Source organism: Lelliottia sp. F153 (assembly GCF_002870005.1).
Lineage (GTDB): Bacteria > Pseudomonadota > Gammaproteobacteria > Enterobacterales > Enterobacteriaceae > Enterobacter > Enterobacter nimipressuralis.
Genome location: NZ_PKFT01000001.1, coordinates 1,032,153 through 1,045,179, shown reverse-complemented (window position 1 = coordinate 1,045,179; position 13,027 = coordinate 1,032,153). Strand labels below are relative to the sequence as shown.

Sequence of the window (13,027 nt, the reverse complement as noted above, 5' to 3'; positions counted from 1 at the left end):
CGTTGTTTACGCTTTGAGGAATCCACGATGAGTGAGGCTGAAGCCCGCCCGAGTAACTTTATTCGCCAGATCATCGATGAAGATCTGGCCAGTGGTAAGCACACCACAGTTCATACCCGTTTCCCGCCGGAGCCAAACGGCTACCTGCATATTGGGCATGCGAAATCTATCTGTCTGAACTTCGGCATTGCGCAAGATTACCAGGGCCAGTGCAACCTGCGTTTCGATGACACCAACCCGGTAAAAGAAGACATCGAATACGTTGAGTCCATTAAGAACGACGTGCAATGGTTAGGCTTCAGCTGGTCTGGCGATATCTGCTACTCCTCGGACTACTTTGATCAGCTGCACGCTTACGCGATTGAACTGATCAACAAAGGCCTGGCCTATGTTGATGAGCTGTCTGCAGATGAAATCCGCGAATACCGTGGCTCGCTGACTGCACCCGGCAAAAACAGCCCGTTCCGCGATCGCAGCGTCGAAGAGAACCTCGCACTGTTCGAAAAAATGCGTGCCGGTGGCTTCGAGGAAGGTAAAGCCTGTCTGCGTGCGAAAATCGATATGGCGTCTCCGTTCATCGTGATGCGCGATCCGGTGCTGTATCGCATTAAATTTGCCGAACACCACCAGACCGGCAATAAGTGGTGCATCTACCCGATGTACGACTTCACCCACTGCATCAGCGATGCGCTGGAAGGCATTACGCACTCTCTGTGTACGCTGGAATTCCAGGACAACCGTCGCTTGTACGACTGGGTGCTGGATAACATCACCATTCCTGTGCATCCGCGTCAGTACGAGTTCTCTCGTCTGAATCTGGAGTACACCGTGATGTCCAAGCGTAAGCTGAACCTGCTGGTGACCGACAAGCACGTTGAAGGCTGGGATGACCCGCGTATGCCGACCATCTCCGGTCTGCGTCGTCGCGGCTACACGGCGGCCTCTATTCGCGAGTTCATCAAACGTATCGGCGTGACCAAGCAGGACAACACCATTGAGATGGCCTCTCTGGAGTCCTGTATTCGCGAAGATCTGAACGAAAACGCCCCGCGCGCAATGGCGGTTATCGATCCCGTTAAACTGGTCATCGAAAACTACCCGCAGGGTGAAAGCGAGCAGGTCACTATGCCTAATCATCCGAGCAAGCCGGAAATGGGCAGCCGTGAAGTGCCGTTCAGCGCGGAGATCTGGATCGATCGCGCCGACTTCCGTGAAGAAGCGAACAAGCAGTACAAACGTCTGGTGCTGGGCAAAGAAGTTCGCCTGCGCAACGCCTACGTGATCAAAGCTGAGCGCGTAGAAAAAGACGCGGAAGGCAACATCACGACCATCTTCTGCACTTACGACGCCGAGACCCTGAGCAAGGATCCGGCGGACGGACGCAAAGTGAAGGGCGTCATTCACTGGGTCAGCGCGGCACACGCACTGCCGGTTGAAATTCGTCTTTACGATCGTCTGTTCAGCGTTCCTAATCCAGGCGCAGCAGAGGATTTCCTGGCGACCATCAACCAGGAATCATTGGTCATCAAACAGGGCTATGCAGAACCTTCCCTGAAAACGGCCGAAGCAGGCAAAGCATATCAGTTCGAGCGTGAAGGTTACTTCTGCCTCGACAGCCGTTATGCAACCGCTACCAAACTGGTATTTAACCGTACCGTCGGTTTGCGTGATACCTGGGCCAAGATTGGCGAGTAAGACTGGTCAATGAGAGACAAACGCCGCATAACGCGGCGTTTTTTTTGCTTATCGATCATGCTTTTACTTTTTACGTCTATTTTTAACATTCAAATTACACGTCAATGAGCTGCTACTTATTTTTTTTAATAAAGTTTCGCGTAACGTGAAATAAGCGAAATTAAAGTATGTAAGCGCTATCAATTATCATTACCTACTGAATTTAACCATTTTTTTTTGATTAAGCCTTGTCCCGAGTGATATGTTTCAAATCACTACCAATTATGTGCACTTCGTCATAATCCTGCATTTTGCCCACTGAAAAGCGTTGATAATTCGCGTCGCGAAAAATAGTCTAAAGGCGGTAGTTAATTCGAGGGTATTACAGACTACCCCTGACCATTTGGTCTTTTAGATTTTTCGCCGTTTAAGGCGCTTTTATTCGTCAAAGAGGAACAATCTATGCGTACGTTCAGTGGCAAACGTAGTGCGCTGGCGCTGGCTATCGCCGGTGTGACAGCAGTGTCGGGATTTATCGCGGCTCCGCAGGCTCAGGCAGCAGGCTTTATTGATGATTCAACGCTCACGGGCGGTATCTATTACTGGCAACGTGAACGTGACCGTAAAGACGTCACCGAAGACAAATATAAAACAAACCTTTCTCACTCCACCTGGAACGCCAACCTGGATTTCCAGTCCGGTTATGCCGCTGATATGTTTGGCCTGGATATTGCCGCGTTTACTGCCATTGAAATGGCGGAAAACGGCGATAGCGCACACCCGAACGAAATCGCATTCTCCTCCAGTAATAAAGCTTACAAAGAAGACTGGTCGGGCGATAAGAGTGGTATCAGCCTGTATAAAGCGGCGGCCAAATTTAAATACGGTCCGGTATGGGCGCGCGGCGGTTATATTCAGCCAACCGGCCAGACTCTGTTAGCACCGCACTGGAGCTTCATGCCGGGTACTTACCAGGGCGCAGAAGCCGGGGCGAACTTTGATTATGGCGACGCTGGTGCGTTGAGCTTCTCGTACATGTGGACCAACGAGTACAAAGCGCCGTGGCACATCGAGATGGACAAGTTCTACCAGAACGATAAAAAGACGCGGGTGGAATATCTGCACTCACTCGGCGCGAAATATGACTTCAAAAATGATCTGGTACTGGAAGCGGCATTCGGTCAGGCAGAAGGTTACGTCGATCAGTACTTCGCCAAAGCCAGCTACAAATTCGATATCGTTGGCGGCCCGCTGACCACCAGCTATCAGTTCTACGGTACGCGCGACAAAGTCAGCGATGGCGGCGTAAACGATCTGTATGACGGCACCGCATGGCTGCAGGCACTGACCTTCGGCTACAAAATTGGTCAGGTAGATTTACGCCTCGAAGGAACTTACGTTAAAGCGGAAGGGCAGCAGGGCTACTTCCTGCAGCGTATGACGCCAACGTATGCCTCGTCTAACGGTCGTCTGGATATCTGGTGGGATAACCGTTCTGATTTCAACGCCGACGGCGAAAAAGCGCTCTTCTTCGGCGCGATGTATGACCTTAAAAACTGGAATCTGCCGGGCTGGGCGGTGGGCGCATCTTACGCCTACGCATGGGACGCGAAGCCAGCTGACATGGCGACGCCAGATGCTTACTACGATCCAAACTATCGTCTGAAAGAGTCTTCATACAGCCTGGATGCGATGTACACCCTGCAGGATGGTCGCGCCAAAGGCACCATGTTCAAACTGCACTTCACGCAATACGACAACCACTCCGATATTCCGAGCTACTCGGGCGGTTACGGCAACATCTTCCAGGATGAGCGTGACGTGAAATTCATGGTTATCGCACCTTTCACCATCTTCTGATGAACGATCTGGCGGGATCACTCCCGCCGGAATGGAGACCGACATGTTGAAGAAAATCGCATTCGTTGCTGTGCTGGCCGCAGGGCTGACCGCTTGCGCACAACCTCAGGCACAGAAAGAAGATTCTCGCCTGAAAGAGGCCTACAGCACCTGCATTAACACCGCTGAAGGCTCGCCGGAAAAAATCGAAGCCTGTCAGAGCGTACTGACGGTGCTAAAGAAAGAGAAAGCCCATGAGCAGTTCGCGACGCAGGAAAACATCCGCGTGATGGATTACCAGGCCTGCATTCAGGCGCGTAAAACCGGTAACGATCAGGAAGTGGCAAAACGTTGCGATCAGATCTGGAAAGAGATTCGCAGTAACAACGCACAGTAATTCGTTGTATTCAGCGCCCGGCCGCGAAAGCTTGCCGGGCGTTTTTGCGTTTATTGCAGGCAAAAAAAAGCCAACCGTCAGGTTGGCTCAGAGTTTGTAACACGATTATTTGGTATCGTGTGCATGCTCGTTTTCGCGGCAATCGCCTTCAGCACAATGACCATACAGGTACAGGCTGTGGTTGGTCAGACGGATGCCATGTCGGGTGGCGATTTCACGTTGACGTGCTTCGATAGAGTCATCGCTGAATTCAATCACCTTGCCACAGTCGAGGCAGATCAGGTGATCGTGATGATGCTGTTGCGTCAGTTCAAAAACGGATTTACCGCCTTCGAAATTATGTCGGGTGACAATCCCGGCGTCATCGAACTGGTTCAGAACGCGGTATACGGTCGCCAGTCCAATCTCTTCGCCCATGTCGATCAGACGTTTGTATAAGTCTTCCGCACTGACGTGATGGTTGTCCGGCCCTTGCAGAACTTCCAGGATTTTTAAACGAGGAAGCGTAACTTTCAGGCCAGCCTTCTTTAATGCGGTATTGTTGTCAGTCATGCGGAATCTGTCCTGTTGCTAAACGATTCACTTCCTTAGAAGAAGTGACAGAAAATGCAGTTGGGATAATGCGTCTCATTATAGAACTGCCATGCCTAAATGAAAACTGCAAGTCTCAAGCAAAGTATGCTTATAAAAACGTGGTATCACCAACAAACTTGTTGGATGGCATCCACTTTAACCCGGGGACATTGTACAGGTATGAACACGAAAGTTAAAAATTTGTAGCAATTATTTTAATCGCTATTATCTATCAATGAGGTGCAACGTAGTCAGTTGCACCTCATCACTGCATTACGCGTTCAGGATGTCGTCGAGGTGCAGCTCTTCGCGGATCTGTTTTACCCACTTGTCGACGCGCTCAGCGGTCAGTTCTGGCTGGCGGTCTTCGTCGATAGCCAGGCCGACAAAGTGGTCGTCATCCGCCAGGCCTTTAGAGGCTTCGAAATGATAACCCGCCGTTGGCCAGTGACCGACGATTGCCGCGCCGCGCGGTTCAATGATGTCGCGGATAGTGCCCAGTGCATCACAGAAGTATTCCGCGTAGTCTTCCTGGTCGCCGCAGCCGAAGAGGGCAACGAGTTTACCGTTGAAATCCACTTCTTCCAGCGTCGGGAAGAAATCATCCCAGTCACACTGTGCTTCGCCGTAGTACCAGGTTGGAATGCCAAGCAGCAGAATATCGTAACCTTCGAGATCCTCTTTGCTGCTCTTAGCAATGTCATGTACGTCGGCAACGTCTTTACCAAGCTGTTTTTGAATGTTTTTTGCGATGTTTTCGGTATTACCGGTATCGCTGCCGAAGAAAATGCCGATGATTGCCATGAGTGAAATAACCTCTTGAAACTTAATGGTATGGTGGCGCAAATTGTCCACGGATAAGGGCAATCATAGCAGAACAGGGAAGTCTGCGGAAACAGCTATCACGCGGGACTGCACTCTGTGCTACATGAAAGGGACAATTGAGGGGATTTTCAGACGATCACCTGGTGCTGCGCCATGCCTGAAGCTGTGCCATCAGCATCTCTTCAATCAGCTCGCTGCGGCTGATCTCGCGGGCATCGGCCAGTTCACTTAAGGCGTCGGCGGCCTCCGCGTTGAGTTTCAGCTCGACGCGTTTAAGCCCACGACTTTTGTCGCGTTTCAGCTGATTGCGCTTATTGATGCGCAACTGTTCATCACGCGAAAGCGGATTGGTTTTTGGTCGTCCCGGTCGACGTTCAGTCGCGAACAGATCTAGTGTCGTGCGGTCCGTTTGTTCTTTGGCCATGATTCAGAGACTTCGGGGAAAACGAGCGGCCCTGCTATTGCCGGGGCGATGAGCGCGACATCATACATCACGGATACCTGCACGCCAACGACTGGTGGCCTGCGGGCAACCGGTCGCTGGCTTTTTAATCAAATCGCTTTATCAGAGAGATAGCGACGGATCGCCCGCAGCACGGGTTCGGGTTTTTCAGCGTGAACCCAGTGCCCGGCTCCGGCAATCACATGCGCACGCGCCTGCGGGAATTGCGCCAGCAGCGTATCGCGATAGGCATCGGTGACATACGGAGAATTGCCGCCGCGAATAAACAGGGTAGGGTGTGGCCAGGCTGGAACGGTCTGCCAGCCGACAATCTGAGGATACTGATCCCACAGCACCGGCACATTAAAACGCCAAGCGCCATCGACGAAAGATTTCAGCAGGAACTGCACCACGCCTTCTTCATCCAGATGTTCACGCATGATGGCTGCGGCCTGCTGACGTGTAGACACGCCGGCCTCGGTCACGGCATTAATCGCCGCAAAGATTTCGTCGTGGCGACGCACGTCGTAATCCACCGGGGCGACATCAATCACCACCAGCTGATCGATACGCTCCGGTGCCAGCGCCGTCAGGGCCATCACCGCTTTGCCGCCCATGGAATGGCCAATCAGCGTCGCTTTTTCAATCTGATTCGCATCGAGAGTATCCAGCAGATCCTGGGCCATCGCGCTGTAAGTCATCTCCGGGCTGCGCTCGGAAAGCCCGTGGTTACGCATATCCACCTGCAAAATATCGCGATCGGTCACCAGATCGCGGGCCAGCACGCCCAGATTATCCAGGCTGCCAAAGAGGCCATGAACCAGTACGATGGGAGAATTATTGTTCGGCGATTGTGCAGATTGCGCTCGGCTATTCAATTTCATGGCAAAGTTCTTTTTTTACGTATGTCAGGTTAGGGTATTATGTTGACCATTCTGCCGCCCGGCTGCAAGGTTCCAGTTTAATCTGACTTTTGCCGCCACCCAGGTTTGACCCTATCCGCGGTTGGGATTAGCCCTTATAATCCCAACGACTTGTATTCAGATAAGATATTGCACTGGATTAAGATGAAAACAATCGAAGTTGATGATGAGCTCTATCAGTATATTGCCAGCCACACGCGACATATTGGCGAGAGTGCATCAGACATTTTACGGCGCATGCTGAAATTTTCCGCCGCCTCACAGCCTGCAACTCCGGTTTCTAAAGAGGTTCGTCAGCCAAATGTGGTCGCAGAAGCGAAAACAGTGGCACCGGTGAAAGACAAAGTCCGCGCGGTGCGTGAACTGCTGCTTTCCGACGAATACGCCGAGCAGAAAAAAGCGGTTAACCGCTTTATGCTGGTGCTGTCTACACTCTATTCACTGGATAACAAAGCGTTTGCTGAAGCCACTGATTCGCTTCATGGCCGTACCCGCGTTTACTTCGCGGGCGACGAACAGACGCTGCTTGCCAACGGCAATCAAACCAAACCTAAACATGTCCCTGGTACGCCGTACTGGGTCATCACCAATACCAACACCGGACGCAAATGCAGCATGGTCGAACACATCATGCAGTCGATGCAATTCCCGGCGGAATTGATTGAAAAGGTTTGCGGTACCATTTAACCCTTGCACAGGAAGGACCAGGCAATGGCAAATCACGATCGTGCGGGTCAGCCTGCACAACAAAGCGATTTGATTAACGTCGCTCAACTCACCGCGCAGTATTACGTACTGAAGCCGGAAGTGGGCAACGCAGAACACGCAGTGAAGTTTGGTACGTCTGGCCACCGCGGCAGCGCGGCGCGCCATAGCTTTAACGAACCGCATATTCTGGCCATTGCTCAGGCCATCGCGGAAGAGCGCGCTAAAAATGGCGTGACCGGTCCGTGCTATGTCGGGAAAGACACCCACGCGCTGTCCGAACCGGCGTTCATTTCCGTGCTGGAAGTGCTGGCAGCGAACGGTGTGGATGTCATCGTGCAGGAAGACAACGGCTTCACCCCGACGCCTGCGGTCTCAAACGCGATTCTGGTGCACAACAAAAAAGGTGGCGCGCAGGCTGACGGTATCGTCATCACCCCTTCGCACAACCCGCCGGACGATGGCGGTATCAAATACAATCCACCGAACGGTGGCCCGGCTGATACCAATGTCACCAAAGTGGTCGAAGACCGCGCCAACGCGCTGCTGGCTGACGGCCTGAAAGGCGTAAAACGTATCTCTCTGGATGCGGCGATGGCTTCGGGTCACGTGAAAGAGCTGGATCTGGTTCAGCCGTTCATCGAAGGGCTGGCCGATATTGTTGATATCGCCGCGATTCAAAAAGCGGGCCTGAAGCTGGGCGTGGATCCGCTCGGCGGTTCCGGTATCGAATACTGGAAACGCATTGCCGAATTCTACAAGCTGGATCTGACTATCGTTAACGATCAGGTCGATCAGACGTTCCGCTTTATGCACCTCGATAAAGATGGCGCAATCCGCATGGACTGCTCCTCCGAGTGCGCAATGGCGGGTCTGCTGGCCCTGCGCGATAAATTCGATCTGGCCTTTGCCAACGACCCGGACTACGACCGCCACGGTATCGTTACTCCTGCGGGCCTGATGAATCCGAACCACTACCTGGCTGTGGCGATTAACTATCTGTTCCAGCATCGCCCACAGTGGGGCAAAGAGGTGGCTGTCGGTAAAACGCTGGTCTCTTCCGCGATGATTGACCGCGTGGTGAATGATTTAGGCCGCAAGCTGGTAGAAGTGCCAGTGGGCTTCAAATGGTTCGTTGACGGTCTGCACGACGGCAGCTTTGGTTTTGGCGGCGAAGAGAGCGCGGGTGCATCCTTCCTGCGTTTCGACGGTACGCCGTGGTCGACGGACAAAGACGGGATCATCATGTGCCTGCTGGCCGCGGAAATCACCGCCGTCACCGGCAAAAACCCTCAGGAACACTACAACGAGCTGGCGGCTCGCTTTGGTGCGCCAAGCTATAACCGTATTCAGGCCGGTGCGACATCCGCTCAGAAAGCCGCGCTGTCTAAGCTCTCTCCAGAGATGGTGAGCGCTAACACGCTGGCAGGCGACCCGATCACCGCACGTCTGACGGCGGCACCCGGTAACGGTGCGTCAATCGGCGGTCTGAAAGTGATGACAGATAACGGCTGGTTCGCCGCGCGTCCGTCCGGTACGGAAGATGCGTACAAAATCTACTGCGAAAGCTTCCTCGGCGACGAACACCGTAAGCTGATCGAGAAAGAAGCGGTTGAGATTGTGAGTGAAGTGCTGAAGAACGCGTAAGTCTGCGGTCTGATACCCTCAGCCGACAGGCGTGAGGGAAACATTAAAAGCGGCAACCTCGGTTGCCGTTTTGCTTTTACCTCGCAGGCCCGGTGGGCAGTAATGCCCCCGGGCTTTTTTGTCGCTCTTAGCTGTGCTTATTCTTCAGCTCAAATCTTGGCGACACCAGACCGTACAACGTCCAGCCCATAAACGTCACCATCGCCCCGTACAGCATCGCTTCCTGGCCGGAAGAGTAGAGCGCATAGAAGCTGTATATCGCCCCAACCAGCGCCACGAAATTCGCAATCTTCGCTTTTCGGGGATCGACATTCGCCATTTTCTGGATAATCACCAGTGCGGCCATCGACAGAATATACGGAATAATGTTGGTCACCACCGCCAGGTTCACCAGCACGTTGAACTGGCTGTTCAGCGACGGGCTAATGGTCATCAGCGACAACCCACTCTGGAAAATAACAATCGCCAGCATCCCCTGAATCGGTGCGTCGGACTTGCTGACGCGGGAGAAGATTTTCGGGAAATATCCGGAGTCGGCTGAGGATTTAAACACCTGGGCAATGGTGAACTGCCAGCCGAGCAGCGAACCGCAGCAGGACATCACCATCAGGCCCATGATCACTTTCCCGACTTCCGGCGTGAACATCTGCGCAAACGCCAGGCCAAACGGCGCGGTCGAATTCGCCAGATCCATGTTCGGCACAATCCCGGCAATCACGTTGGTGGAGACGATGTAAATCACCGCAGCCCCCAGCGTCCCGCCCAGTACCGCGATCGGCACGTTGCGTTCCGGGTTTTCCACCACCTCGGCGTTCGCACAGGCCGATTCCAGCCCAAGGAAAGCCCACAGCGTCATGGCGATTGAGGAACCGACCGCCGCGAAGAACGGCACGTGGTGCGGGTTCCAGGAGTTGGCGTACAGCGTCGGACTAAACCAGAACCAGCCGATAATGCACAGACCCACCACCGGGATGATCACCCCCCAGACGGTGATACTGCTGATCTGCCCGGTGATGCGCGCGCCGCCGAAGTTAGCGACGGTACAAAGCCACAGCACGCCGATGGTCGCGATACCGATCTGCACCGGGCTCAGGGCGACGCCGAACAGCTCGGTGCCGTACCCGACCGCCGAAATCGCAATCGCGACGTTAGCGATCAGCAGCGACACACCGTAGGTATAGTTGGCCATAAAGTTGCCCGACTTGCCGAAGGCATACTCCGCGTAACCGCCCATCCCGCCGGACTTACGGCTGAACATCCCGCATTTGGCGAAAGCCCACGCCAGTGCCATCGAGCCAACGGCGGTCACTAGCCAGGAGATAATTGAGATGGTACCGACTTCGGCGAGTTTGGTCGGGAGCATAATAATCCCCGAGCCCATCATATTGACCATGGTCAGGACGGTGAGCTGCACCACGCCCATCTTGTTGGATTTTTTACTCATAGTGTTTCCCCTTTCAGCAGCGCGGGCTGGGCGGCTGGCTGCTTAATCACGTAACAGCGAACCTGTTTGCGTCCGTCGCACTCTTCGACGTACACACCCTGGAGTTCTGGCGCGAAGCCCGGCAGAAGGTTAATCCCTTCTTCCAGCGCTGTGAAATAGCGCAGAACCGCGTCGCCCCACACTTCACCCGGCACCACGCACAGCACGCCCGGTGGGTAAGGGAGCGCGCCTTCCGCGGCAATACGGCCTTCTGCATCGCGCAGAGAGACCAGCTCCACTTCGCCGCGCAGATAGGCGTAGTTCGCCGCCTGCGGGTTCATTTTCACTTGCGGGAAATGCGCCTTGCGGAACATCTCTTTTTGCAGCTGTTTCACGTTGTGACGGGCGTAAAGGTCATGCATCTCCTGGCAAATTTGGCGCAGAGAATAACCGGCGTAGCGCTCAGGATGCTGCTTGTAGAGGGACGGCAGCACCTCTTTCAGCGGCGCATCAGTTTCCAGCAGTTTCTCGAAACGCACCAGTTGAGCGATCAGTTGCTGCAACTTGCCCATGTCTTCGGCAGGCGTCAGCAGGAACAGGATGGAGTTGAGATCGCATTTTTCCGGGACGATGCCGTTTTCGCGCAGGAAGTTAGCGAGGATGGTAGCCGGTACGCCGAAATCGTCGTATTCCCCGGTACGGGCGTTGATGCCGGGCGTGGTCAGCAGGAGTTTGCACGGATCGATAAAATACTGATGCTCAGCGTAACCTTCGAAGGCATGCCAGTTTTCACCCGGCACAAAGTGGAAGAAGCGCAGATCCGTGGAGATCTCTGCCGTCGGCCAGCTTTCCCACGGCTTGCCATCTACCGTTTCAGGCACAAACGGGCGGATGAACTGGCAGTTTTGCAGGATCAGCTTGCGCGCTTCGATACCGTTCACCACGCAGTCCATCCACATGTTGCGTCCGCTCTGGCCCTCATGCATGCGGGCGTTGATGTCCAGCGCGGCAAACAGCGGATAGAACGGGCTGGTAGAGGCGTGCATCATGAACGCGTTGTTCAGACGTTTGTGCGGAACGTAGCGCTGCTGGCCTTTGATATGGCTGTCTTTTTTGTGGATCTGCGAAGTCTGAGAGAAGCCTGCCTGCTGCTTATGCACCGACTGAGTGACCAGAATTCCCGGATCGTTCTCGTTCAGCTCCAGCAGCAGCGGGGAACAATCTGCCATCATGGGAATAAACTGCTCGTAGCCGACCCACGCCGAGTCAAACAGGATGTAGTCGCACAGATGACCAATCTTATCGACCACCTGACGGGCGTTGTAGATGGTGCCATCGTAGGTGCCGAGCTGAATGACTGCCAGGCGGAACGGACGCTGATCGCGCATCCGGCCCGGAGCCACTTCGGCCACCAGTTCGCGCAGATAATTCTCTTCGAAGCAATGGGCGTCAATCCCGCCGATAAAGCCGTACGGGTTGCGAGCGGTTTCCAGATAGACCGGCGTTGCACCGGCCTGCAGCAGCGCGCCGTGATGGTTAGATTTATGGTTGTTACGGTCAAACAGCACCAGATCGCCCGGCGTCAGCAGGGCGTTCAGCACCACTTTGTTGGACGACGACGTGCCGTTCAGCACGAAGTAGGTCTTATCGGCGTTAAACACTTTCGCCGCATGTTTTTGTGCCGTACAGGGTGCACCTTCGTGAATGAGCAGATCGCCCATCGCCACGTCGGCATTGCACAGGTCAGAGCGGAACAGCGTCTCGCCAAAGAAATCGACAAACTGATTACCGGCAGGGTGACGGCGGAAGAACTGACCGCCCTGATGCCCCGGGCAATCAAAGGCGCTGTTACCCTGTTTGACGTAATCTACCAGCGCGCGGAAGAACGGCGGGCGCAGCTGAGTTTCATACTTCAGCGCGGCGGCTTCCAGCTGGCGTCCGTAGAAATCGTTGCTGGTGTCGTTGCACTCAAATACGCCGTGAATGCGCGGCAAATATTCGGCCGGAACCATCTCTTCTTTGTGCGTCGCGATAAATACCGGGATCCCAAAACCGGTGGCTTCTATTTCTTCAATGGTGCCATTAAAAATATCGCCGACGGCCAGTACTACGGCTGCCACATCAATATAATCGGTCGCACTGGCGTCGACCATTTCCCGAGTAGTGGTGAAGCAGTCCGGGCAAGCGCGGCTGGCAGCGATTTTTAGCATTTTCATATTTATCTCTTTATTTTAGGCAATATTTGTCCTTCGACTTCGTATAAATAAGAAATCGAAATAGTCCGGAAAAAAAAGCAAAGAGGAGCCGCTGATAAAAAATCAGTGAATTGCTTTTTGATGAGTTAAATCCCAGGCCGTCCGGAAACGGAATAGACAGGATTTAAGGAAAAGGAGCGCAGTGCCCACAGGCAAATGCCTGTAAGTCAGGGTGTTTCAGGAGAACCTGTAAGCAGACGCGCCCTGGGTCGAAGGACTACCGGGCGTTGAAGAAGTGAAAGTCAAAGCTATTGCGGTGGGCGAACATCATAATATGCGTTGTTCGCCTTATATGCGGCATTAAACGATTATTGTTTTCCATGA

Annotated in this window: 12 protein-coding genes; 5 read left to right on the top strand and 7 right to left on the bottom strand. The window is 53.8% G+C overall.

The genetic code is table 11. The features are described 5' to 3' along the window. The first annotated feature begins 27 nt into the window (after positions 1-27). The 3 genes from glnS to chiQ all read left to right on the top strand — a co-directional run bounded on the left by glnS (position 28) and on the right by chiQ (position 3,910). The gene (gene glnS, locus F153LOC_RS05000) at positions 28-1,695 is read left to right on the top strand and encodes a glutamine--tRNA ligase (protein WP_100777202.1); all 1,668 of its coding nucleotides are present in this window, start codon (positions 28-30) and stop codon (positions 1,693-1,695) included. A 441-nt stretch (positions 1,696-2,136) separates the two neighbouring features. Next, positions 2,137-3,534 carry a chitoporin gene (chiP, locus tag F153LOC_RS04995; protein WP_100777201.1) on the top strand — a complete coding sequence of 466 codons (1,398 nt, stop codon included), beginning with the start codon at positions 2,137-2,139 and terminating at the stop codon, positions 3,532-3,534. 43 nt (positions 3,535-3,577) lie between these two features. Next, positions 3,578-3,910, top strand: coding sequence for a ChiQ/YbfN family lipoprotein (gene chiQ, locus F153LOC_RS04990; RefSeq protein ID WP_369804789.1), 333 nt, complete (start codon positions 3,578-3,580; stop codon positions 3,908-3,910). A 105-nt stretch (positions 3,911-4,015) separates the two neighbouring features. Here chiQ and fur read toward each other — a convergent pair whose 3' ends face one another. From fur to ybfF, 4 genes are all read right to left on the bottom strand, one after another. Continuing rightward, entirely contained in the window at positions 4,016-4,462 is a 447-nt protein-coding gene (gene fur, locus F153LOC_RS04985; RefSeq protein WP_064325325.1) for a ferric iron uptake transcriptional regulator, read from the bottom strand. A 294-nt stretch (positions 4,463-4,756) separates the two neighbouring features. Beyond that, on the bottom strand, positions 4,757-5,287 hold the full coding sequence (gene fldA / locus F153LOC_RS04975) for a flavodoxin FldA (protein ID WP_059178645.1): 531 nt from the start codon (positions 5,285-5,287) through the stop codon (positions 4,757-4,759). Positions 5,288-5,444: 157 nt separating this feature from the next. Beyond that, the gene (gene ybfE, locus F153LOC_RS04970; RefSeq protein WP_102104162.1) at positions 5,445-5,732 is read right to left on the bottom strand and encodes a LexA regulated protein; all 288 of its coding nucleotides are present in this window, start codon (positions 5,730-5,732) and stop codon (positions 5,445-5,447) included. Between the two features lie 128 nt (positions 5,733-5,860). Then, entirely contained in the window at positions 5,861-6,634 is a 774-nt protein-coding gene (ybfF, locus tag F153LOC_RS04965; protein WP_102104161.1) for an esterase, read from the bottom strand. A 183-nt stretch (positions 6,635-6,817) separates the two neighbouring features. Between ybfF and seqA the strand changes: the two genes are divergently transcribed. Both seqA and pgm read left to right on the top strand, forming a co-directional pair. Then, positions 6,818-7,360 (top strand): replication initiation negative regulator SeqA, encoded by a 543-nt coding sequence (gene seqA, locus F153LOC_RS04960; protein ID WP_100777197.1) that lies wholly within the window; start codon positions 6,818-6,820, stop codon positions 7,358-7,360. A 24-nt stretch (positions 7,361-7,384) separates the two neighbouring features. Then, positions 7,385-9,025 carry a phosphoglucomutase (alpha-D-glucose-1,6-bisphosphate-dependent) gene (pgm, locus tag F153LOC_RS04955; RefSeq protein WP_100777196.1) on the top strand — a complete coding sequence of 547 codons (1,641 nt, stop codon included), beginning with the start codon at positions 7,385-7,387 and terminating at the stop codon, positions 9,023-9,025. Between the two features lie 127 nt (positions 9,026-9,152). On the opposite strand, the gene potE is transcribed toward pgm, so the two are convergent. The 3 genes from potE to speFL form a co-directional block, all read right to left on the bottom strand. Further along, on the bottom strand, positions 9,153-10,469 hold the full coding sequence (gene potE, locus F153LOC_RS04950; RefSeq protein ID WP_100777195.1) for a putrescine-ornithine antiporter: 1,317 nt from the start codon (positions 10,467-10,469) through the stop codon (positions 9,153-9,155). Beyond that, a complete protein-coding gene (gene speF / locus F153LOC_RS04945; RefSeq protein WP_102104160.1) occupies positions 10,466-12,664 on the bottom strand; it encodes an ornithine decarboxylase SpeF in 2,199 nt (732 codons plus the stop codon). Before speF ends, potE begins: the two co-directional genes overlap by 4 nt. Before the next feature lie 256 nt (positions 12,665-12,920). Further along, positions 12,921-13,025 (bottom strand): leader peptide SpeFL, encoded by a 105-nt coding sequence (speFL, locus tag F153LOC_RS21505; protein WP_106875989.1) that lies wholly within the window; start codon positions 13,023-13,025, stop codon positions 12,921-12,923. Positions 13,026-13,027: the final 2 nt, after the last annotated feature.